Source organism: Corynebacterium meitnerae (assembly GCF_027570075.1).
Classification (GTDB): Bacteria; Actinomycetota; Actinomycetes; order Mycobacteriales; family Mycobacteriaceae; genus Corynebacterium; species Corynebacterium meitnerae.
Genome location: NZ_JAKMUS010000012.1, coordinates 1 through 21,226 on the forward strand (window position 1 = coordinate 1; position 21,226 = coordinate 21,226).

Consider the following 21,226-nt stretch of genomic DNA (forward strand, 5'->3'; position numbering starts at 1 on the left):
GGCGATGTAAAATTTTACACAGCTCCCCCTGGCCTCCCGCCCGCCCAGTGGTACAAAAGTGGGAATGTTTCGGGCGGTGGGTAGGCTGTAGGAATTGTTAACCCGCTAATGAACTCCTACGGCTGAGAACCCACGAAGGCTAGATGAAAAACAAGACCAACAAAAACGTTGTGCGCTACGGCATTTTCGCTGCCGTTGTCCTCATCCTGCTGTATTTGACCACGCTGATCGGGGATCCGACGCGTAATTACACACAGGTGGACACCTCGATCGCTCTTGAGCAGCTGAACACGAAGAACGTGAAAGAAGCTCAGATCGACGACCGGGAGCAGCGCGTCCGCTTGACTCTGCGTGAGCCCATCAAGGTGGAGGAGCGTGAGGGGATTGAGGAGATTCAGGCTCAGTACCCGGCGCGTACGACACCGGACATCTTTAATGCGGTGAAGGGCGCGGAGGCTGATAAGTACACCACGAATGTGACGCAGGAGTCCTTCCTGATGTCCATGCTCGGTTTCATGCTGCCGATGATTTTGGTCTTCGGCCTTATCTTCTTCTTCATGTACCGGATGCAGGCCGGTGGCGGCATGTTCGGCATCGGTGGTTCGCGGGCGAAGCAGCTGACCAAGGATATGCCGACGAATACGTTCGCGGATGTCGCTGGTGCTGATGAAGCGGTGGATGAGCTGCAGGAGATCAAGGACTTCTTGCAGGATCCGGAGATCTACGAGAAGTTGGGCGCGAAGATCCCGCGCGGTGTGCTTCTCTACGGCCCGCCGGGAACCGGTAAGACGCTGCTGGCCCGCGCCGTTGCTGGTGAGGCAGGGGTGCCGTTCTACTCCATTTCGGGTTCGGACTTTGTGGAGATGTTCGTTGGTGTCGGCGCCTCCCGCGTCCGCGACCTGTTCAAAACGGCGCGGGAGAACAGCCCGTGCATCATCTTCGTGGATGAGATTGACGCGGTGGGTCGCCAGCGCGGCTCCGGCACCGGTGGTGGCCACGATGAGCGTGAGCAGACGCTGAACCAGCTGCTCGTGGAGATGGATGGCTTCGGCGACCGCGAAGGCGTCATCCTCATCGCCGCCACGAACCGCCCGGACATTCTCGACCCGGCGTTGCTGCGCCCGGGCCGCTTCGACCGTCAGATCCCGGTGACCAACCCGGACCTCGCCGGCCGCGAGAAGATCCTGAACGTCCACGCGAAGAACAAGCCGTTGGGCCCGGACGCGGACTTGAAATCCCTGGCCAAGCGCACAGCCGGTATGAGCGGTGCGGATCTAGCCAACGTGCTCAACGAGGCCGCGCTGCTCACTGCCCGCATCGGCGGCAACGTGATCACGGCGGACGCACTCGAGGAAGCCACCGACCGCGTGATCGGCGGCCCGCGCCGCAGCTCCAAGGTCATCTCCGAGAAGGAGAAGAAGGTCACGGCCTACCACGAGGGCGGCCATACTCTCGCCGCGTGGGCGCTCAAGGACATTGAGCGCGTGTACAAGGTCACCATCCTCGCCCGTGGTCGCACCGGCGGCCACGCCATGACGGCGCCTGAAGATGACAAGGGCATGTACAACCGCGACGAGCTCTTCGCCCGCCTCGTCTTCGCCATGGGCGGCCGCGCCGCGGAGGAGCTCGTGTTCGGCGAGCCCACCACCGGCGCGTCCGCGGACATCGAGCAGGCCACGAAGATCGCCCGGGCGATGGTGATGGAATACGGCATGTCCTCCACGCTCGGCGCGGTCAAGTACGGCGACGAGGCCGGCGACCCGTTTGCCCGCGCGATGGGCGGCGGCGTGCTCGAGTATTCGCCAGCAGTCGCTGAGACGATCGATCGCGAAGTGCATGAGCTTATCGACGAAGCCCACTCCCGCGCCTACTCCATCCTCGAAGAACACCGCGACTACCTGGACACCCTCGCCTCCAAACTGCTGGAGAAGGAGACCCTGCGCCGCGGCGACCTGGAGGCCATCTTCGATGGCATCGAGCCGCAGGGCTCCGGTCTGCCGCCGGTGGATGCGCGCTTCGGCCGTCAGATTGGCCGCGAGCCGGTGAAGACCCCGGTAGAGATCGCAGAGGAGCGCGGCGAGGAGCCGCCGAAGAGGTTCTCGCTGCTGGAAGCATCGCAGCAGGCACGCGCCCGCCGTCAGGCTGAGCGTGAAGCGCAGAACGCACCGACCAGGCCGACCGCACCGACCGGGCCGCGCAAGCCAGGCACCCAGCCGCGTTACGACGGCCCCCAGCCCCCCGCCGACTGGTCCTTCCCCGGTGACAAGCGCGGACCCCAACCACACCCGGGCAACCGTGCGTACCCAGCTGGACCTGTCGGGCCGACAGGCCCAGCAGGAGCACAAGGCCCAGCAGGAAATGCGGACACCGAGGTCATCGGTTTCCGTCTGCCGGAGAACGAACAGCCGGACCATGAATGGGATGACCGCGAGGACCGTGACACCCGCGAGACCCGCGTGATCAAGAAAGACGCTGGCCCTCGCCACCTCAAGCCGGAGGAAGAAGAATAATGACTGATCCTTTGAATGCTGCGATTGCTCGCGCGGTGAACCCGAACGCGGGGGAGCCTGCGGAGAAGAGGCAGGCTGAGAAGAAGCCAGCGCCACAGGCTGAACAGCGCCCCGCTTTTGACCGGGCGCGCGCGGAGGCAGCGGTGCGTGAACTGCTGCTGGCGGTGGGCGAGGACCCGGACCGTGAAGGTCTGGTGGACACACCGGCGCGTGTGGCGCGGGCGTATGAAGAGGTGTTCGCAGGTTTGCACACGGATCCGACGACGGTGCTGGAAAAGACCTTCGCGGAAAACCACGAGGAGTTGGTGTTGGTGCGTGATGTGCCGATCTACTCCACGTGTGAGCACCACTTGGTGCCGTTCTACGGTGTCGCCCACATCGGGTACATCCCGGGGGAGGACGGCCATGTGACGGGCTTGTCCAAGCTGGCGCGACTGGCGGATATGTACGCCAAGCGGCCGCAGGTGCAGGAGAGGTTGACGAGTCAGATTGCGGATGCGCTCGTCGATAAGCTTGGGGCGCAATCTGTGATCGTGGTGATCGAATGTGAGCACCTGTGCATGGCCATGCGTGGGATCCGGAAGCCGGGCGCGACGACCACGACGTCGGCGGTGCGCGGCGGATTTAAGCGCAACGCGGCATCGCGCGCCGAAGTGTTGAGCCTGATCAGGGGTTAAAAATGGTCACTGTTGCAGATCTGACCACGCCCGGCCGCACGATGGTCATGGGCATTGTGAACGTCACGGAAGACAGTTTTTCCGACGGCGGGAAGTGGCTCGACCGCGACCGCGCGATCGCGCACGCGAAAGAGCTGGTGGCGCAGGGCGCGGACATGATCGATGTCGGCGCAGAATCCACCCGCCCGGGCGCGACGCGTGTGCCGGCCGAGGTGGAGGCGGAGCGCGCCAAAGAGGTGATCGCGGCGCTGCACGCGGAGGGAATCCGCACGTCGGTGGACACGATGCGCGCGTCGACGGCCCTTGCCGCGGCGGAAGCTGGCGTGGACATGATCAACGACGTCTCCGGTGGCCTGGCCGACCCGGACATGTACCGCGTCATGGCGGAGACCGCGCTGCCGGTGTGCCTGATGCACTGGCGGACGGTGGATAATGCGGATTTTGTGAATGCGTCGGGAAGCGCTGATCACGGCGGGGACGTGGTGGCCGATGTGCACGAGACGCTGAAACGCCTGACCGACAACGCCGTCGCCGCGGGCGTGGAGCACTCGCAGATTGTGCTCGACCCGGGCCTGGGCTTTGCCAAGACAGCGGCCGATAACTGGGCGCTGCTCAACGCGCTGCCGGAGTTCATCGCCGGTGACCTGCCGGTGCTCGTGGGGGCGTCGCGCAAGCGCTTCCTCACGGAGATCCGCGCGAACCGCGGGCTGGAGGCGAACCCGTCGCTGGCTGACCCGGCGACCGCCGCTGTTACCGCGATCAGCGCGCACCTCGGCGCGTGGGGCGTGCGCGTGCATGAGGTCGACGTCTCGCGCGACGCGGTCGACGTCGCTGCAGCTTGGCAAGGAGGAGCTCGTGGCTGACCGCATCCAACTCACCGGAATCAAGGTCTTCGCCGGGCACGGAGTTCTGCCGCACGAGGCGGAATTCGGCCAGCCATTTCTGCTGGACATCACGTGTTGGCTCGACTTCGCTGACGCCGCGCGCACGGATGACCTGACCAAAACCATCAACTACGCCGAGCTCGCCGCGGGCGCAGTCCGGATCGCGCAAGGCACGCGCCGGGAACTCATCGAAACGGTGGCCACGGAGATCGCCGACGACGCCCTCGCGCGCTACGAGCAGCTCCACGCCGTCGAGGTCACCGTGCACAAGCCGCATGCGCCAGTGGGCTTGCTTATCGACGATGTCGCTGTCACCGCCCGCCGCTCCCGCAAAACCCGAACCGTTCCTGGCCGGGAGGCGTAAACGCGATGCGTGCTGTCCTGTCCACCGGCTCCAACATGGAGGATTCCCGCGCCCACCTGGCTAGCGTGGCGCGCGCGTTCGCAGATGAGCTCGTCGCCGCCTCGCAGGTGTACCGCACCGCACCGTGGGGTGGGGTGGAGCAGGATGACTTCTTGAACCAGACGCTCATCGTGGACGTCGATTGCACGCCGCACGAACTGTTGGCGCGCTGCCAGGCCGCCGAGAACGCGGCGCACCGCGTGCGCGATGTGCGGTGGGGTCCGCGCACACTTGACGTGGACATCGTCGCGCTTTTCGACGACACGGGGCAGGAAATCTTCGTCGACACCCCCGACCTGATCGTCCCGCACCCGCGCGCGGATCAACGCGCTTTTGTCCTCGTGCCCTGGCTGGAACTCGATGAGCAGGCCACAATGGGTGGACAGAGTGTGCAGTCTCTGCTGCGCGCGCTTCCTAGTACCCCCGAGAACCACGTGAGTCCCGCATGACCCGCACGAACACGGCTGAACTCGTTGCTGTTGCCGGCTTCTTCGCCGCGGCGGCCGTTATTCTCGTGCGCCGGTTTTACGGCGCGTGGCAGACCGTGTCTCCGGTGTGGTCCCTGCCGTTGTGGGGATTCGCGCTGTTGTGTGTGTTTTTGACGGTGATGGTCCGGCGGCGTCGTGAAGAAGGCCGCGTGGGGTTGGATCGCTCGCAGATGAACCCGATGATGGTGGCGAACTTTATGGTCGTCGGTAAGGCTGCTGCCTGGGCTGGCGCGATTATTGGCGGCTGGTTCCTCGGCGTGGCGGTGTGGGTGATTCCGCGCGTGAACGTGCTGGCAGCAGCGGAGGCAGACCTGCCCGGAGTCATCGCGGGCACGCTTGGCGGCGTGGCGTTGGCTGTGGCGGGAGTGGTGCTGGAGAGGTCCTGTGAGGTGTCGCCACCAACCGAGGGTGAGCCTGCACGATAAGGTAGGCACCATGACTGGTGAGGACCGATCCCGCGACGGCGGCAATTTCTGGATGATCGTGCTGATCCTGCTCGCCCTCATCGCGACAGTGATCATGCTGTTCAGCAACTCTTCTGCATGGCTCCAAATTGCCCTCCTTGCCTCCCTGTGGGCGGCGATCATTGGTTTCCTGCTGGTGACGCGTGCCCGCAAGGACCGCGACCAGGCTGAAGCCCTCCTCGCCGCCCGTGAGCGCGAGTACGGCGCTGAGCTGGAAGCCCTGCGCGCCCACAACGAGGCAGCACGCGCCGCTGGTGGCTTGTCGCCCGCCGCTGATCCTGAGATCCTCCGCGAAATCCGCGCCGAGCTCGCCGCCCTGCGCGCCCAGCTTGAGGATCTTTCCGGCCGCGAGTTCGGTTACGAGCCCGCCGCCCTCCAGGCAGAGGCCCGCCGCATCATGGAGATTGAGGCGCGCGCCCAGCAGGCGCAGCCGGCTCAGCCTGCTCAACCCGCCCAACCTGCTCAACCCGCCCAGCCGGCCCAGCCAGATTCCACCTCCACCGAGGACACCACCCGCATCGCCCCCGTGCGTGACCGCGATGAGAACGAGGCGATCAACGCGCTGTCCCGCCCAACCCAGCCGGCCACCGCGCACATCAGTGGCGCCCCGTCGTCGGATGCTGTTGCTGGTCGCGTCGGTTCCCACCGCGCGCCGGAGGGCCGCAACCCGCTGACGGACCTGATCCGCGAGCGCCAGGAGGAGCGCGAGCGCGAAGAGCGTGAAGCCCGCGAACGCGCAGAGCAGGCCAAGCGAGCTGAGGCAGCAAGGCAGGCGGAGGCGGCAAAGCAGGCTGAGGCAGCAAGGCAGGCGGAGGCCGCAAAGCGCGCCGAAGCCGAAAAGCAGGCAGCGCAGGCAGCACAAGCCGCCCAAGCCGAGCAGGTCGAGCCGGAGGAGCCTGTGGAAGAGCGCCGCGGGCGTCGTCGCGCGGATGCGAACCGTGAGGGTGCGCTGACCGTCGCTGAGCTTCTCGCGCGCAGCAAGAAGAACAAGTAGAGGAGCGCGATGACGCAGCCACGCTTGACCATTGGGGTGCTCGGGGACAAGGAGACCGTCGAGCTGTTTGAGCGCGGCGGCCACACCGTGCGCCAGATCAACGGCGATGGGGATCACCTGGATGTGGACATGATTGTCCTGGATGTACCGGGTGTTCCGCTTGAGGTCATGGTGGATCGGTGGCTCGGCGAGGTGCGCCGCGGCCAGCTGGTCCTGCATACCTCGCTCGAGTATGGCGTGCAGGTGCTGGACCCGCTGGAGGTGCAAGGCGCGATCGTGATGGCGGCGCACCGCGTGTGGAAGGACTTCTGGGTCGCGTCCGCCGCCGACGAAATCGGGGAGTCGGTGCTCAGCCTGCTCATCCCGGAGATGGGCGGCAACCTCACCATGATTGAGGATTCGCAGCGCCCAGCCATCATGGCGGGTAAAAGGATGCTCAAGCTTGTCGACGTCGCCCGCCAAGACGCCTTCTCCCTCCTCGCCCACGCGCTTCCCGCCGTTGAGCTGGAAGTCGATGAATATTGGACGCTGCCCGGGGAAGGCCAAAACCTGCAGGTGAACGTGCCGCAGCTGGAGCAGATGTACCAGACCATCGAGGACCCGGGGGTGGGGAGGTTGTTTGTGGAGTTGGTGCGCAGAGAAGCATCGCGCAGCAGCGCGGCGGCCGTGGAGCTGTGGGCAATGGAGAAGAACTCGAAGTAGGGCCGTACCCTTGCGGGTATGACGTTTACACCGGGGAATGCGGTGGTCGTGACTGACCCCGCGCAGTTTGCTACGTATGGCCGGGCGTTCCGCAAGACCGGCAAGAGGGTTGTGTTGGTGCCGCTCGGCGCCGGGATTCATGCTGGTCACATCGCGTTGATTCGGGCGGCGAAGTCGCTGCTGGGAAGCATTGTTATGGTCACGTTTAGCGGCGAGGAGGTCCCGGAGGATTTCGCGCGCGAGGGCGTCGATGTGGTCTTCCACGGCAACTTCAACCCGCCGGTGCGCATCCGCCCGCAGCTGGATCACCTGGAGGATCCGGAGGAGATCAGCGCCAACATCACGCGAACGATCGCCGCGATCAACGCCGCGCACGCGAGCGATGTCGTGGTGGGGGAGAAGGATTTTGAGGAGCTCGTCGCGCTCCAGCAGGCAGTCAGCGCGCTCAACATGGAAGTGCAGCTGCATAGCTTGCCGACGATCCGCGCAACCGGCGGCGTCGCCATGTCCCTCCGCAATGACCGTGTCCCCGCTGACATGCAGGATGCTGCTCTGGCGCTGTCGGCGGCGTTGACCGCGGGTGCGCATGTGGCGGAGCGCGGCGTTGCCGCGATCGTGGAAACCGTGCGCGGCGTCCTCGAAGCCGGCGGCGTCACCCCCGATTACGTCGAGGTGCGCGATCTTGGCTTTGGCCCCGCGCCGGAAACCGGTGATGCGCGTCTGCTCGCCGCTGCCACGTTTGGCCCCGTGCGTCTGATCGACAGCGTGGGAGTTCCCGTCGGAGTCGGATTTAAAAACAGCTAACCCGCGCGAACGCGCTATGTTTATTGCAGCAACGCCCACCAGCCGGTGACGCCGGCCCGGAAAAGGAGAAGCCCACTACTGCCATGTCCCACCACAATTTCTATGAGTCCCTCGGTTTGGACCGTTCGAAGGATTCGGCCGCGCTGCGCGCCGAGATCAACGAGAAGTTAGGGGCCGGTGGGCTTACCGACGCATTGCGTGACGAACTCCAAGTCGCCTCCCAAGTTCTCGGCGACTCACGCCGCCGCGCCGCCTACGACTCCCGCCTGGATGACCCGAACGCGCCCACCATCACGGTGGCCGCGCTGCGTGAGTTGGCGCGCGTGGACTTCGGCCCTGAACCCAAGCCGGAGCCCAAGCCGGAGCCGAAGCCGGAGCCGAAGCCGGAACCGAAGCTGGTCAAGCCCAAGCCGAAGCAGTACTTCCCGGATACGGACCCGAGTGGCCGCGCGGTGACGGTGCAGCAGCCAGCGCAGCAGCCAGCACAGGCAGCACAGCCGCAGTCCCAGCCGTACGCCTACCCACCGCAGCCCCCGCAGGGTTACAGCTACCCGCCGCAGTACCAGCAGCAGTACCAACCACAATACCAGTCCCAGCCGGAGGAGAAGAAAAAGAAGAGCGGCGCCTCCGTCCCGCTCATCATGGCCATTGTGCTGGTGCTCGCCGGTATCGGCGCTGGTGGTTGGTGGCTCTGGGATAACGCGGGTGAGCCGTGGGAGGCGAATGACCAGGCGGTCGCCGACGCATTCCCGCGCATCCTGCCGGAGAAGAACGGCCAGCGTGGCTGGCAGAACATGAAGTGCGAATCCAAGGCGCCGGAGGACGGCCAGGAAGCTCGCATTCGCTGCTCCAACAAGGAGCTGGGTGTCAGCGTGATTGATTACGGCACGCCGGAAGCGCGCGATGCGGTGCTGCCGGAGGGGGAGCCGGACACGATCGGTAACGCGAAGTGCAGTGCTAAGTCCTACAAGATGGAAGGCGTGACTCCGCCGGCGTTCACCCTCGCGCCGGAGGGGGCGGATGGGCGCTACCTCCTCATCGTTAATGGCAATGAGGCTGAGTCCAAGCGCATGAACCTCAACATGTGCGATAAGACGCGCGAGTGATGTGGAAGAGGGCGGCGGTGGTGCTGGGGGCGTCGATAAGCTTGTGCTCCTGCACGACCATCGACGAACCGGAACAGGCGCTGATGACCTCGATCACGCCGACGCGTGAGGCGGATGTGCCGGTGAACCCGCAGGATTTTGAGCGCGCCGGGATGAGCGTGTTCAGCTACCGCGTCGGCGTGCACACCGGCGTGTGCGCGATCAGCCCGCACGGTGTGACCTGCCAGGGGCGTACCCCGCAGGACGCGCCGATGGTGACCGCGGTGCCGCTGCCGCCGCGCAAGGCTGATTCGATCTACGCGGGCGAGGACGGCATGCACTACACCGTGTTCGAAGGCGTCGGCCCGGCGCAGGGCGAATTGCGGCCTGGCCAGTCCATTCGCGTGAATGAGAACTTCTGCCACTACCCGGACGATGCGACGCTGCGCTGCACCTCCGGCGATGCGCTGAGCTACACCATCACCGACGAAGAGGGCGCGATTTATCCGAGCGGCCAGCTGGATGACCCGCCAGTGTGGACCCTGCCCGAGTATTGGTGAGCTAAACCGACTACGGTAGATACCCGTGACTACCCAGGACCTTTCAGAGCAGCAACAGATCCGCCGCGCAAAGCGCGAAAAGCTTCTTAGCGAGGGGCACGAGCCGTACCCCGTCGTCGTGGACCGCACCACGTCGCTGAAGGATCTGCGCAGCAAGTACAACGTTGTGACAGAAGAGTCGCCCGAGCTTATCGACGGCACCGTGACCCTCCAGCCCGGCGAAGAAACCGCCGACGAGGTGGCCGTTGCCGGACGCATCATGTTCCAGCGCAACACCGGCAAGCTGTGCTTTGCCACCCTCCAGGAGGGTGACGGCACCCAGCTGCAGGTCATGTTGTCCCTGGCTGAGGTCGGCGAGGAATCCCTGGCGGCGTGGAAGTCTGACACGGACTTGGGTGACATCGTGTCCGTGCGCGGCCGCGTCATCGCGTCGAAGCGCGGTGAGCTGTCCGTCATGGCGAAGTCCTGGCGCATGACGTCCAAGGCGCTGCGCCCACTGCCGGTCGCGTTCGCTGACATGAACGAAGAGCAGCGTGTGCGCCACCGCTACACCGACCTGATCATGCGCTCCGATGCCCGCAAGAACGCCATGACCCGCATCAAGGTCATCGCGGCTGTGCGTAAATTCCTCACGGGCCATGACTTCGTCGAGGTGGAAACCCCGATGCTGCAGACGCTGCACGGTGGTGCTGCGGCGCGCCCGTTCATCACGCGTTCCAACGCGCTGGACATGGACCTTTACCTGCGCATTGCGCCGGAGTTGTACCTCAAGCGTTGCGTCGTCGGTGGCATTGAGCGCGTCTTCGAGCTCAACCGCAACTTCCGCAACGAGGGCATTGACTCCTCCCACTCGCCGGAGTTCACCATGCTGGAGACCTACCAGGCATGGGGCACCTACAAGGACGGCGCGCAGACCATGAAGGACCTCGTGCAGTTCTGCGCGCAGGAAGTCTTCGGCTCCACCACCGTCACGCTTGCCGACGGCACCGAGTACGACCTCGGCGGCGAATGGAAGGTCATGGAGATGTACCCGTCTTTGAACGAGGCTTTGGCGCGCAAGTTCCCAGGGCAGCCGGAGGTCACCGTCGACTCTTCCGTTGAGGAGCTCAAGGGCATTGCCGACGTCATCGGCCTGAAGGTGCCCAAGGACGAGGGCTGGCTCCACGGCAAGCTCGTCGAGGAGATCTGGGAGCACCTGTGCTCCGACCAGCTCTACGAGCCGACCTTCGTGATCAACTTCCCGGTCGAGACCTCGCCTTTGACCCGCGACCACCGCGAGCAGCGCGGCGTGACCGAGAAATTCGACCTCTACGTCCGCGGATTTGAGCTGGCCACCGGCTACTCCGAGCTCGTTGACCCGGTCATCCAGCGCGAACGCTTCGAAGACCAGGCCCGCCTCGCCGCCCACGGCGACGACGAAGCCATGGTTCTCGACGAGGACTTCCTCGCCGCCATGGAACAGGGCATGCCGCCCACCGCTGGCTGCGGCATGGGTGTGGACCGCCTGCTGATGGCCCTGACCGGCCTGGGCATCCGCGAGACCGTCCTCTTCCCGCTGGTCCGCCCGGAGGCCTAAACCTCATGCGTCTCAATCGCTGTACCGGCGGCTTTGCCATGCTCGCACTGGCCGCCGGGCTTGCCGCCTGCGCCAGCGAGGGGCTGGAGGAAGCGGAGATGACGTTGATGCCAACCACGTCGAGCACATCGAGCACGGCTGCGGCGGAGACGACGGCGGCGGAGGAAACGTCGACAAGCAGCGGTGACAATGATGGCTACATCACGCGCGTCGCGCTAGGCGAGGCGACGAAGGACGCGTCGTTTCCTGCGTGCGATGGGCGCAACATCCTGATTCTTACCTCTGTCATCGATGAACGCCGTGAGGAGGACACGCACAGGCAGCTCGCGGAGGCGACGCTGGTCGGGGAGCCTTTCGGTAAGAAGTTCACCGTGCCGGGGCAGTGCTCCTCGCTGCGCAAGAGTGTTGATGGGAACCTGATTTACCCCGTCTACCTCGACTTTGGTTCTGATGAGGCGGCGATGTGCGCGGCGAAAGCTCGCCATGGTGGCAACGCCCGCACCCTGAACAACGACGCTGATTTCCACGACCCCTGCTAAGCGGCCGGGAAAGGAACACTCATGGCCAACAGGCATGTCTTTCACGGCACGGGGGTGTCTGCCGGCATCGCGTGTGGCCCTGCCGTGCTTGTTGCGCCCGCGGTGGGCGTTGACCTGCACGAACCGGCCTGCACCGACCCGGAGGCTGATGGCCAGCGGGTGCGCGCGGCTTTCGATGACGTCGCCGCCAGCCTGCTTGCGCGCGCGGAGAACGCCCCGGAAGCGTCGCCGATCCTGGAGGCCACTGCGACTCTAGCGAAGGACCGCGCGCTCGCTAAGGCCGTGGACAAGGAGCTCGCCGCGGGTACTGGAGTCACGGCTGCGGTGCACGCCGCCGTCGAGGTCTATGCGCAGAAGCTGCGTGACCTCGGCGGATACATGGCGCAGCGCGTGACCGACCTCTACGACATCCGCGACCGCACCATCGCCCGACTGCGTGACCTGCCGGAGCCGGGGGTGCCGCCGTTGCGGAGGCCGTCGGTACTCGTTGCGCACGATCTCGCGCCCGCCGAAGCCGCGCTGCTCGACCCGGTGATGGTGCTCGGCCTGGTCACCGAAATCGGCGGGCCCACGTCGCACACGGCGATTCTCGCAGCTCAGCTAGGTGTTCCCATGATCGTCCAGGTCGCAGGAATCACCGAGTTGCTTATCGACGCCACCCCCATCACCCTCGACCCCACCACCGACACCGTGATCCTCGCACCCACGTCCGACGAGGTCGCGGAGCTGCGGGACCGTGAGGAGCGCCGCGCCGCCGCTTTGGCTGATTCCGCTGGGCCGGGCTCCACGAAGGATGGGCATGGGGTGAAGCTGCTGGCCAACATCGGTACGGCGGCGGACGTTGCGTCGGCTGCTGCGATGGACATTGAGGGCACGGGTCTGTTCCGCACTGAATTCCTCTTCCTTGATCGCGCTGAGGCGCCCAGTGTGGAGGAACAAGCGGCAGCGTACACCGAGGTTCTGCGGGCTTTTGGGTCGCGCCGGGTGGTGGTGCGCACGCTTGATGCGGGTGCGGATAAGCCCTTGGCCTTCGCTGATCTTGGGCCGGAAGACAATCCAGCGCTGGGACGTCGCGGCATTCGCCTGACACAGGTGAGGGAAGATCTTCTCTGCGTCCAACTCACCGCCCTCGCCGCCGCACACGCCGCCGTGCCGGAAGCGGACTTGTGGGTGATGGCGCCGATGGTGGCGGAGGTGGGGGAGGTTGAGTGGTTCGTCGATAAGGCGAAGAAAGCTGGACTTCCGCGCGCCGGAATCATGGTGGAAACCCCGGCTGCCGCGATCTGTGCGGGGGAGTTGTTGGGGGTGGCGGAGTTTGCGTCGATAGGCACGAACGATTTGGCGCAGTACACGATGGCCGCGGACCGCCTCGCGGGCAGTGAGCTGCTGACCCCGTGGCAGCCGGCGGTGCTGGCGCTGATGCGCGCGACATGCCGCGGTGCGAACGGGACTCCCGTCGGCGTGTGCGGCGAGGCTGGCGGTGACCCGCTGCTCGCGCTCGTCCTGGTGGGGCTGGGCGTGACGTCGCTGTCGATGGCGCCGTCGAAGATTCCGGCTGTGCGCGCTGCGCTGCGCATGCATGACCTTGAGGCGTGCAAGGAGATGGCCAGGCGTGCTTTGGCCGCACGCACGGCGGATGATGCTCGCGCCGCCGCCCTCGCCGCGGCCGCTCCTGACTTGCGCTCCCTGCTGTGAAAACCGCATGAAAAAGGGTGTTCGCTACTGGCGAACATGCTCCTGACCTGCTGTGATGACTTTTTCGTGTGAAAGCGTGGGAAGTCTTCCAGCGGCCCCGCGTTATGGTGGGTGGAACGAATTCACTTAGCCACAAAGGGGTAGCCACATGTTCGAGCGGTTTACTGACCGTGCACGGCGCGTCATCGTGCTGGCCCAGCAAGAAGCGCGCGATCTGAACCACAATTACATCGGCACTGAGCACATCCTGCTCGGGCTGATCCAGGAGGGGGAAGGCGTTGCTGCCAAGGCCCTCGAATCCATGGGGATTAACCTTGACGACGTCCGCCGGGAAGTCGAAGAAATCATCGGCCGCGGCACCCAGCCGCACACCGGACACGTGCCGTTCACGCCGCGTGCGAAGAAGGTCCTGGAGCTCTCCCTGCGCGAGGGCCTGCAGATGGGGCACAAGTACATTGGCACTGAATTCCTGCTGCTCGGCCTCATCCGCGAAGGTGAGGGCGTGGCTGCGCAGGTGCTGACCAAGCTGGGCGCTGACCTGCCGCGCGTGCGCCAGCAGGTTATCCAGCTGCTTTCCGGCTACGAGGGCGGCGAGGGCCAGAACCCCGAAAGCCCCGAAGGCGCACAGGGCCCCGGTCTGACCGGTGCTGGCGCTGGTCCGAGCATCGGTGGCATGGGGGGCCCGCGCGGTGGTGGAGAACGCTCCAACTCCCTGGTGCTTGACCAGTTTGGCCGCAACCTCACCGCCGCCGCCAAGGAAGGCAAGCTCGACCCAGTGGTCGGCCGCGACAAGGAAATCGAGCGCATCATGCAGGTGCTCTCCCGCCGCACCAAGAACAATCCGGTGCTCATCGGTGAGCCCGGTGTGGGTAAGACCGCGGTGGTGGAAGGCCTGGCGCTGGACATCGCTAACGGCAACGTGCCGGAGACCTTGAAGGACAAGCAGGTGTACTCGCTGGACCTCGGCTCCCTGGTTGCAGGTTCGCGTTACCGCGGTGACTTCGAGGAGCGCCTGAAGAAGGTGCTCAAGGAGATCAACCAGCGCGGCGACATCATCCTGTTCATCGATGAGATCCACACCCTCGTCGGCGCTGGCGCAGCAGAGGGAGCTATCGACGCGGCCTCCCTGCTCAAGCCCAAACTCGCCCGCGGTGAGCTGCAGACCATTGGTGCGACCACGCTCGATGAGTACCGCAAGCACATTGAGAAGGACGCCGCGCTGGAGCGCCGCTTCCAGCCGGTGCAGGTGGATGAGCCGAGTGTGGAGGACACCGTCCAGATCCTCAAAGGCCTGCGCGACCGCTACGAGGCGCACCACCGCGTCTCCTACACCGACGACGCGCTGGCAGCGGCTGCGAACCTGTCGGACCGCTACATCAATGACCGCTTCCTGCCGGACAAGGCCGTTGATCTCCTCGACGAAGCCGGTGCCCGCATGCGCATCAAGCGCATGACCCAGCCGGAAGGCCTGCGCGAAGTGGACGACCGCATCCAGGAGGTCCGCCGCGAGAAGGAAGCTGCGATTGACGCGCAGGACTTCGAGAAGGCCGCTGGTCTGCGCGACACTGAGCGCAAGCTCGGCGAGGAGCGCGCGGAGAAGGAAAAGAAGTGGCGCTCCGGCGAGCTCGAGGACATCGCGGAGGTCGGAGAGGAGCAGATCGCCGATGTGCTGGCCAACTGGACTGGTATCCCGGTGTTCAAGCTCACCGAGTCCGAGTCCTCCCGCCTCCTGCACATGGAGGACGAGCTGCACAAGCGCATCATCGGCCAGGACGAGGCAGTCCGCGCCGTCTCCCGCGCTATCCGCCGTACCCGCGCGGGGCTGAAGGACCCGAAGCGTCCGTCTGGCTCCTTCATCTTCGCCGGCCCGTCCGGTGTGGGTAAGACGGAGCTGTCCAAGGCGCTCGCCGAGTTCCTCTTCGGTGATGAGGACTCCCTGGTCCAGGTGGACATGGGTGAGTTCCACGATCGCTTCACCGCCTCCCGTCTCTTCGGTGCGCCTCCGGGATACGTCGGCTATGAGGAGGGCGGCCAGCTGACGGAGAAGGTTCGTCGTAAGCCGTTCTCTGTCGTGCTTTTCGACGAAATCGAGAAGGCCCACAAGGAGATCTACAACACCCTCCTCCAGGTACTCGAAGAAGGCCACGTCACCGACGGCCAGGGCCGCATGGTGGACTTCAAGAACACCGTGCTCATCTTCACCTCGAACCTGGGTACGTCCGACATCTCCAAGGCTGTCGGCCTGGGCTTCAGTGGCTCCAACGCCACCGACGCGGATGCGCAGTACGAGCGCATGAAGCAGAAGGTGCACGACGAGCTGAAGAAGCACTTCCGCCCCGAGTTCCTCAACCGTATCGACGAGATCGTGGTCTTCCACCAGCTCACCCAGGAGCAGATCGTTCAGATGGTGGAGCTGCTCGTTGGCCGCCTGGAGAAGAACCTCGCCGCGCAAGACATGGGCATTGAGCTTTCCGACGCAGCGAAGAACCTCCTTGCCACCCGCGGCTTCGACCCCGTCCTTGGTGCCCGCCCGCTGCGCCGCACCATCCAGCGCGAAATCGAAGACGTGCTGTCGGAGAAGATTCTCTTTGGCGAGATCGGTGCCGGCGAGATCATCGAGGTCGACGTGAAGAACTGGGACGGCAAGACCGAAAGCCCACGCGACTACGAGAAGGCCGAGTTCACCTTCACCCCGAAGCCGAAGCCACTGCCGGCGGAGACCTTCGCGGGACTTGATGAGGATGAGGTCCGCGACATCGCCCCCAAGGAGACCCCTGAGGAGGAGCTGGTGTCCGTCCGCGAGACGAACGCGCCGGCTGACGGAGATACGGAATCGTCTGAGGATTAATCAGCGAAGCGCTCGTTCATCCAGGCGATCACTTCTTCGTTGTGCGTGATGGCGGGCACCACGTGGCCGATGTTGGAAGAAGACTCCGGCACCTCGACGGAGCGGAAGGTGACGGGGGAGCCGAGGGCGCGGTAGTCGTCGGCAAGCTGTTTGCCCTGGCCGTAGGGGACGAGGTTGTCCTGCGGCGAGTGCACGATGAGGATCGGCGCGCGCACCGGCACGTTGCCTAGGCGGTTGTGGGCGAGCACGCTGCGGATGCGCTCATCTTTCGCGACGATGTGCGCCATCGTCTTGCCGCTGAACTGCGTGATCGGTGCGGACGACAGCGTAGTCTCCGCGAGGCAGCTGCCGCCCACCGCCGCGAGGTAGCGGAACGCAGCAGGGCCCGCGTGGTCGGCGATCGCGTCGCGGAATTCGGGGTAGGAGTACGCGTAGCTCGCGATGACGAAGGACGCGACCCCCTCCAGCGACTTCGGGTCCCCCTGTTCCAGCACCGCGATCGGATCAGCTGGCGGCGCACCCGCGAACACGCCAACGAGGTTGAGCTCCGGCGCATACTCCGGCTGCAACTCACCTGCCGCGGCAGCCGCGCCACCGCCCTGGGAGTAGCCATAGAAGAAGACTTTTTCGCCGGGGGCGGCGACGGCGCGGGCAGCGTCAATAACCGCATGACCTTGATCAACGCGGTTGAGGTACGTGTGCAGCCCACGCGTGCCCATGCCGATGTAGTCGGTGACCACCACGCGGTAGCCCTCGCGCACGATGCGGCGCACATGCGGGCGCTCATAATCCACGCTCACCGAGGACCCCGACATCGACGAGCCCAGCGACGGCGCACACTGATCACCCATGCCACGCGTGCCCGGCGCGACCACGACCGTGCCCTTCGGCGTCCCTTGCGGCATGTACACGGTGCCGCTGACCGGCACGCTTTCGCCGCGCTCGTTCGTGGAGGTGTACGTGATGCGCTGATCGCTTGTCGACGACTGCCCCTCCGCAACCGCCCCTCCCCACACCGGCGACACCATCGACACCGTCGACAGCATCGCCGCCATGGCGATGGGCGCGACGAACTTGCTGAAACGTTTCATGGTGACCTCCTGTTAGAAGCTTCCGCAGTTAGATGCGTTGGGTACGCCGTTGAAGCGGTCCACGAGCCACATCAGTGAAGGCCCGGTGTGGGCGATGACTCCGATGGCGTGGTTGGCGCCGATTTTGTGGGGTGGGGTGAGGGGCGGGAGGGCGTCGTTAAGCAGGGTGACGTTGGCCCCCGCGGCGCAGTAGTCGCGTGCGAGCTGGACGACCTGAGGTGTGGGCACGACCTGGTCACCGCCCATCGTGGACACCATCACTGGTGCCTGCGGGGCGCGGTTGCCGAGCTTCTGTTCATCGAGCTTGCGGCGAATCTCCGGGTCGCGGGTGAGCACATCCACCATCGGCTCGCCAGACACGGTGAACGTCCGCGAATCCTGGAAACCCCATCGGAACGCACTATCCGCCATACACGCATCGCGCGTGGTATCGAGGAATTCGCGGCCGCGGGCGTTCAAGTTGGCATCCAGCGCCGCCTGGAACTGCGGGTAGCGCTCCGTCCAACCGTTGAGAGCGAAGCCAACCACGGCGAGGATGGAGGATTGGTCCACCCCGCGCATCGTTTCCACGAGGTTGGCAGGTGGTGCGCCGGCGAAAGCGCCCTTGACGTTGAGTTCCGGCGCGTAGGTCGGCGCGAGTTCTGCCGCGGCTGCTGAGGCGCCGCCGCCCTGCGAGTAGCCCCAGAAGCCGACGGGGTGGTGGGGTTGGGTGGTGGCGCGGGCGGCGTCGATAAGCGCGTGGCCCTCTTCGGTGTGCAGCACGTACGTGTGCGCGCCGGGCGTGCCCAGGCCGATGAGGTCAGACACGACAACCCGCATGCCCATGAGCGCAGCAGCCTGGTGGTGCACGTTCTCGTAGTTGGAGCCCACGGCGGGCTGCGCCGGGTCGATCTGGCCCATCATCCACGGGCCGCGCGACGGGGCACACGCGTCACCCGCGCCGCGCGTGCCGGGGCCGAACACCACCGTCGGTGTCGGACCAGCACCACGCCACGGGTTCGCCGGCTCGATGACGTAGCCCGACACCGGCACAATGCGTCCATCGACCGTGGTGGACGTGTACAGAATCCGCTGCGCGTAGCCGGGGAAGTTCGGGCCGAGGATGTTCAGCAGGTGCGGCGCCGGCTGCGTGCGCAGGATTTTGCCGGGGCGGTCGAGCTGCTCTGCGGGGACGGGGTCGTCGTAGAACGGGTCATACTGTTTGACCAGTGGTTTGTCAGGGGTGCTGGCGGCGTGGGTGATGCCGGCATGAAGCTGCTCGACACTTGGCTGAGCATGCGCCGGCTGCACGCTAACGGCGGCGAGAACGAGGGCCGCCACCGCCCAGCGGGTGAAACGAGACACGGGGTTATGCATGAGTGAATCCTAAAATAAGCCTTGGATTTTGGTGGGCATTCTGTGCACGATTCGTTTCCGCGGCGGGTGCTCTAAGATTCTGTAGTTATGGGTTTGCTGTACCGCGATAAGAAGAAGCTCGGTAAGAATTCGTGGCTGAACATCTCCGGTTCCGGGGCGTCGGTGTCCACGAAGGTGGGGCCGGTGACCTTTAACTCCCGCGGCGGAGTGTGGGTGAACTTGCCTGGCGGGATGACGTACCGGGGGCGCTGGAAGTAGTTACGGCAGGTGGAAGAGTCCGTCGTCGTTTTGCACGGCGAGCCCGTCTTCCAGCAGTGAATAGAGGGCCCGGGAGCGCTGCGGCGCGTCGGGCCACACCACGTCGATCTCTGCCTGCGGCACCGGCGCGGATGCCTCACGCAGCACTTTCATGATCTTGCCACGCACTTGCCGGTCGGTGCCTTCGAATTTCTGCACCTTCTTGCCGGCCAGCTCCTCGTCCGTCGGCGGCGGGGAACCAGCGGCTAGCCACGCACACGAGGAAGCGAGCGGGCAGGCCTCACACGCCGGCCTCGTCGCCGTGCACACGAGCGCGCCGAGCTCCATGAGCCCCGCGGAGAACACGTGCGCATCCGTCTCCGGCAGCAACGCGGCGACCCACTCCAGCTCGGCCTTCTGTGGTTTTGCCAGCGGCCGGCCCAACACCGCTCGCGTGTACACGCGCCGCACGTTCGTATCCACCACGGGCACTGCCTGCTCAAACGCAAAAGCCGCCACCGCACGCGCCGTGTAATCGCCGATCCCCGGCAGCTCCAAGAGTTCAGTGACCCCGCTTGGCACGTTGCCGCCGTGCTTATCCGCGATCTCCTCCGCACACTCCTTCAACCTCAACGCCCGCCGCGGATACCCCAAGCTGCCCCACGCCCGTAGTACCTCCGCGGTCGGCGCCGCCGCCAGGTCAGCCGGGGTGGGCCAGCGCTCCATCCACTCTTCCCACTGCGGGGCGACGCGAGCGACGGGGGTTTGCTGGCTCATCACCTCACTGACCAGCACACCCCACGCGCTGGTTTCCGGGTTGCGCCACGGCAGATCGCGCGCATTGGCCGCGAACCAAGTGGAGACAATAGAAGGATCAATCACAGTACGTGCCACAATAGTGGTCATGCCGTTTAGGACTATTCCGCGGGACGCCTGGGACCACCTTCTGGAGGGCAACCAGCGTTTCGCCACTGACACATCCGTTCATCCGCACTCGGGGTCTTCGCGCCGGGAGGAGCTCCGCACCGGCCAGGCGCCATTCGCGGCGGTACTGGCGTGTTCGGATTCGAGGGTGCCCGTCGAGATGCTTTTCGACGCCGGCCTCGGCGACCTCTTCGTCGTCCGCACCGCCGGCGGCTGCGTCGATGCCGCTGTGACTGGTTCTTTGGAATTCGCGGTGACCACCCTGGGCGTGTCCCTCATCGTGGTGCTTAGCCACGAGGAATGCGGCGCCATTGGTGCCGCGGTGTCCTCCTTCGAGGAGGGGGATTTGCCGTCGGATTTGACGAGGGTATTCGTCGAAAAGATTGCTCCCAGCGTGATCCGCGCAAAGCGTGACGGGCATGAGGAGCGCTCCGCCATCGAAGAAATCCACGCCGCGGAGACCGCAGAACACCTCGTTCACCGCATCCCGCCGGTGCAGGCGCGGATCGCAGACGGCTCGCTAGGGGTCGTTGCCGCAAGATACAGGCTTGAAGATGGCCGCGTCACAAGCGTCGAGGAGCATTTCGCGGGTTAGGATCGCGGTGTGACCTACCAGCCGCGAACCCCACGAACACTCAATACCCCGCAGGATCCCCACGAGCAACGCGGGTCCCGCCTGCCCGAGGAGATCTACATGCGCCGGCGTGTTGCCGCGCTGGCGATCGTCCTGGCAGTGGTGGCCCTACTGGTGTGGGCGCTCACGTCGTTTGCCCGCTCCGGATCGAACGATGATAAACCAACGACCTCGGCGTTGCCCACCACCTTGGTGACAACTCCGACCGAGCCGGACCCCGGCGCCGCCAAGGAGTCCACCGAGGCCACGGACACCGAGGCCACGGAGACAGAGCCGAGCGAAGACTTCGACCCCACCGCCAAGCAAGAACGCCCGGACGATGAGGAACTCGCCGCCAAGAACTCCTGTGAGCTCAGCGACCTCCAGCTGACCATCCAGTCCAACAAGACGAACTTTGACGTCAACAACCCGAAGGACCAACCGGAACTCAACGTCCAGGTGAAAAACCCGACGGGCGCGGACTGCGTCATCAACGCCAACGATGAGAAGCTGCGCTTCGAGGTCTACTCCATCGCCCGCGAAGGCTTCCAGCCGGTGTGGGGTGACACGGACTGCTACGAGCCGGTGATCAACGGTGAGCAGACCTTCGCCGCTGGCGAATCCCGCACCTTCCGCGCCACCTGGTCCCGCCTGGCTTCCGCGCCGGGTCAGTGCTCCAACCGTCAGGCCGTGCCTGCCGGTGCTTACGTGGTCACCGCGACGCTGGGCAACAACCACGCGGAGGGCGTGACCTTCAACATCCGCTAGCCGGCAGC

Annotated in this window: 21 protein-coding genes; 18 read left to right on the forward strand and 3 right to left on the reverse strand. The window is 65.3% G+C overall.

Annotation, left to right across the window (positions count from 1 at the left end; translation table 11 throughout):
* The first annotated feature begins 143 nt into the window (after positions 1 to 143).
* The 15 genes from ftsH to L8U60_RS07925 all read left to right on the forward strand — a co-directional run bounded on the left by ftsH (position 144) and on the right by L8U60_RS07925 (position 16,229).
* Positions 144 to 2,510: an ATP-dependent zinc metalloprotease FtsH gene (gene ftsH / locus L8U60_RS07855; protein ID WP_269965815.1), complete on the forward strand. Its 2,367-nt coding sequence runs from the start codon at positions 144 to 146 to the stop codon at positions 2,508 to 2,510.
* Entirely contained in the window at positions 2,510 to 3,187 is a 678-nt protein-coding gene (gene folE / locus L8U60_RS07860) for a GTP cyclohydrolase I FolE (protein ID WP_269965816.1), read from the forward strand. Before ftsH ends, folE begins: the two co-directional genes overlap by 1 nt.
* Positions 3,188 to 3,189: 2 nt before the next feature.
* The gene (gene folP / locus L8U60_RS07865) at positions 3,190 to 4,050 is read left to right on the forward strand and encodes a dihydropteroate synthase (protein WP_269965817.1); all 861 of its coding nucleotides are present in this window, start codon (positions 3,190 to 3,192) and stop codon (positions 4,048 to 4,050) included.
* On the forward strand, positions 4,043 to 4,435 hold the full coding sequence (folB, locus tag L8U60_RS07870; RefSeq protein ID WP_269965818.1) for a dihydroneopterin aldolase: 393 nt from the start codon (positions 4,043 to 4,045) through the stop codon (positions 4,433 to 4,435). The genes folP and folB overlap by 8 nt, the downstream gene beginning before the upstream one ends.
* 5 nt (positions 4,436 to 4,440) lie before the next feature.
* A complete protein-coding gene (folK, locus tag L8U60_RS07875) occupies positions 4,441 to 4,923 on the forward strand; it encodes a 2-amino-4-hydroxy-6-hydroxymethyldihydropteridine diphosphokinase (RefSeq protein ID WP_269965819.1) in 483 nt (160 codons plus the stop codon).
* Positions 4,920 to 5,387, forward strand: a complete 468-nt coding sequence (locus L8U60_RS07880; protein ID WP_269965820.1) for a DUF3180 domain-containing protein — start codon at positions 4,920 to 4,922, stop codon at positions 5,385 to 5,387. Before folK ends, L8U60_RS07880 begins: the two co-directional genes overlap by 4 nt.
* A 10-nt stretch (positions 5,388 to 5,397) precedes the next feature.
* Positions 5,398 to 6,420, forward strand: a complete 1,023-nt coding sequence (locus L8U60_RS07885; RefSeq protein ID WP_269965821.1) for a DUF6779 domain-containing protein — start codon at positions 5,398 to 5,400, stop codon at positions 6,418 to 6,420.
* A gap of 9 nt (positions 6,421 to 6,429) precedes the next feature.
* Positions 6,430 to 7,122, forward strand: coding sequence for a 6PGD fold domain-containing protein (locus tag L8U60_RS07890; protein WP_269965822.1), 693 nt, complete (start codon positions 6,430 to 6,432; stop codon positions 7,120 to 7,122).
* 18 nt (positions 7,123 to 7,140) lie between these two features.
* Positions 7,141 to 7,926 carry a pantoate--beta-alanine ligase gene (locus L8U60_RS07895; RefSeq protein WP_269965823.1) on the forward strand — a complete coding sequence of 262 codons (786 nt, stop codon included), beginning with the start codon at positions 7,141 to 7,143 and terminating at the stop codon, positions 7,924 to 7,926.
* An 83-nt stretch (positions 7,927 to 8,009) separates the two neighbouring features.
* Entirely contained in the window at positions 8,010 to 9,032 is a 1,023-nt protein-coding gene (locus L8U60_RS07900; RefSeq protein WP_269965824.1) for a hypothetical protein, read from the forward strand.
* On the forward strand, positions 9,029 to 9,571 hold the full coding sequence (locus L8U60_RS07905; RefSeq protein ID WP_269965825.1) for a hypothetical protein: 543 nt from the start codon (positions 9,029 to 9,031) through the stop codon (positions 9,569 to 9,571). The genes L8U60_RS07900 and L8U60_RS07905 overlap by 4 nt, the downstream gene beginning before the upstream one ends.
* A 25-nt stretch (positions 9,572 to 9,596) precedes the next feature.
* The gene (gene lysS, locus L8U60_RS07910) at positions 9,597 to 11,147 is read left to right on the forward strand and encodes a lysine--tRNA ligase (RefSeq protein WP_269965826.1); all 1,551 of its coding nucleotides are present in this window, start codon (positions 9,597 to 9,599) and stop codon (positions 11,145 to 11,147) included.
* 5 nt (positions 11,148 to 11,152) lie between these two features.
* Positions 11,153 to 11,686, forward strand: coding sequence for a hypothetical protein (locus L8U60_RS07915; protein ID WP_269965827.1), 534 nt, complete (start codon positions 11,153 to 11,155; stop codon positions 11,684 to 11,686).
* A 21-nt stretch (positions 11,687 to 11,707) separates the two neighbouring features.
* Positions 11,708 to 13,381 (forward strand): phosphoenolpyruvate--protein phosphotransferase, encoded by a 1,674-nt coding sequence (gene ptsP / locus L8U60_RS07920; protein WP_269965828.1) that lies wholly within the window; start codon positions 11,708 to 11,710, stop codon positions 13,379 to 13,381.
* A 148-nt stretch (positions 13,382 to 13,529) separates the two neighbouring features.
* Positions 13,530 to 16,229: an ATP-dependent Clp protease ATP-binding subunit gene (locus tag L8U60_RS07925; protein ID WP_269965829.1), complete on the forward strand. Its 2,700-nt coding sequence runs from the start codon at positions 13,530 to 13,532 to the stop codon at positions 16,227 to 16,229.
* Here L8U60_RS07925 and L8U60_RS07930 read toward each other — a convergent pair.
* Positions 16,226 to 17,320, reverse strand: a complete 1,095-nt coding sequence (locus L8U60_RS07930; RefSeq protein ID WP_269965830.1) for an alpha/beta fold hydrolase — start codon at positions 17,318 to 17,320, stop codon at positions 16,226 to 16,228. The genes L8U60_RS07925 and L8U60_RS07930 overlap by 4 nt on opposite strands.
* Before the next feature lie 12 nt (positions 17,321 to 17,332).
* On the reverse strand, positions 17,333 to 18,676 hold the full coding sequence (locus tag L8U60_RS07935) for a lipase family protein (RefSeq protein WP_269965831.1): 1,344 nt from the start codon (positions 18,674 to 18,676) through the stop codon (positions 17,333 to 17,335).
* Between the two features lie 87 nt (positions 18,677 to 18,763).
* Here L8U60_RS07935 and L8U60_RS07940 point away from each other — a divergent pair, with 87 nt between their 5' ends.
* The gene (locus tag L8U60_RS07940) at positions 18,764 to 18,934 is read left to right on the forward strand and encodes a DUF4236 domain-containing protein (protein ID WP_269965832.1); all 171 of its coding nucleotides are present in this window, start codon (positions 18,764 to 18,766) and stop codon (positions 18,932 to 18,934) included.
* On the opposite strand, the gene L8U60_RS07945 is transcribed toward L8U60_RS07940, so the two are convergent.
* Positions 18,935 to 19,819, reverse strand: a complete 885-nt coding sequence (locus L8U60_RS07945) for an HhH-GPD family protein (protein WP_269965833.1) — start codon at positions 19,817 to 19,819, stop codon at positions 18,935 to 18,937.
* Between L8U60_RS07945 and L8U60_RS07950 the strand changes: the two genes are divergently transcribed.
* Both L8U60_RS07950 and L8U60_RS07955 read left to right on the forward strand, forming a co-directional pair.
* A complete protein-coding gene (locus tag L8U60_RS07950; protein ID WP_269965834.1) occupies positions 19,818 to 20,432 on the forward strand; it encodes a carbonic anhydrase in 615 nt (204 codons plus the stop codon). The genes L8U60_RS07945 and L8U60_RS07950 overlap by 2 nt on opposite strands.
* A gap of 9 nt (positions 20,433 to 20,441) precedes the next feature.
* Complete coding sequence (locus tag L8U60_RS07955) at positions 20,442 to 21,218, forward strand: hypothetical protein (RefSeq protein ID WP_269965835.1); 777 nt, start codon at positions 20,442 to 20,444, stop codon at positions 21,216 to 21,218.
* Positions 21,219 to 21,226 lie beyond the last annotated feature (8 nt).

What these genes read in the sequence shown, in the direction of transcription:
- folE (WP_269965816.1), top strand. Translation starts at nt 2,510, where the DNA reads ATGACTGATCCTTTGAATGCTGCGATTGCTCGCGCGGTGAACCCGAAC.
- folK (WP_269965819.1), top strand. Translation starts at nt 4,441, where the DNA reads ATGCGTGCTGTCCTGTCCACCGGCTCCAACATGGAGGATTCCCGCGCC.
- folP (WP_269965817.1), top strand. Translation starts at nt 3,190, where the DNA reads ATGGTCACTGTTGCAGATCTGACCACGCCCGGCCGCACGATGGTCATG.
- L8U60_RS07935 (WP_269965831.1), bottom strand. Translation starts at nt 18,676, where the DNA reads ATGCATAACCCCGTGTCTCGTTTCACCCGCTGGGCGGTGGCGGCCCTC.
- L8U60_RS07940 (WP_269965832.1), top strand. Translation starts at nt 18,764, where the DNA reads ATGGGTTTGCTGTACCGCGATAAGAAGAAGCTCGGTAAGAATTCGTGG.
- L8U60_RS07950 (WP_269965834.1), top strand. Translation starts at nt 19,818, where the DNA reads ATGCCGTTTAGGACTATTCCGCGGGACGCCTGGGACCACCTTCTGGAG.
- ftsH (WP_269965815.1), top strand. Translation starts at nt 144, where the DNA reads ATGAAAAACAAGACCAACAAAAACGTTGTGCGCTACGGCATTTTCGCT.
- L8U60_RS07890 (WP_269965822.1), top strand. Translation starts at nt 6,430, where the DNA reads ATGACGCAGCCACGCTTGACCATTGGGGTGCTCGGGGACAAGGAGACC.
- L8U60_RS07925 (WP_269965829.1), top strand. Translation starts at nt 13,530, where the DNA reads ATGTTCGAGCGGTTTACTGACCGTGCACGGCGCGTCATCGTGCTGGCC.
- L8U60_RS07885 (WP_269965821.1), top strand. Translation starts at nt 5,398, where the DNA reads ATGACTGGTGAGGACCGATCCCGCGACGGCGGCAATTTCTGGATGATC.
- L8U60_RS07895 (WP_269965823.1), top strand. Translation starts at nt 7,141, where the DNA reads ATGACGTTTACACCGGGGAATGCGGTGGTCGTGACTGACCCCGCGCAG.
- ptsP (WP_269965828.1), top strand. Translation starts at nt 11,708, where the DNA reads ATGGCCAACAGGCATGTCTTTCACGGCACGGGGGTGTCTGCCGGCATC.
- L8U60_RS07945 (WP_269965833.1), bottom strand. Translation starts at nt 19,819, where the DNA reads ATGACCACTATTGTGGCACGTACTGTGATTGATCCTTCTATTGTCTCC.
- L8U60_RS07900 (WP_269965824.1), top strand. Translation starts at nt 8,010, where the DNA reads ATGTCCCACCACAATTTCTATGAGTCCCTCGGTTTGGACCGTTCGAAG.
- L8U60_RS07915 (WP_269965827.1), top strand. Translation starts at nt 11,153, where the DNA reads ATGCGTCTCAATCGCTGTACCGGCGGCTTTGCCATGCTCGCACTGGCC.
- L8U60_RS07880 (WP_269965820.1), top strand. Translation starts at nt 4,920, where the DNA reads ATGACCCGCACGAACACGGCTGAACTCGTTGCTGTTGCCGGCTTCTTC.
- L8U60_RS07930 (WP_269965830.1), bottom strand. Translation starts at nt 17,320, where the DNA reads ATGAAACGTTTCAGCAAGTTCGTCGCGCCCATCGCCATGGCGGCGATG.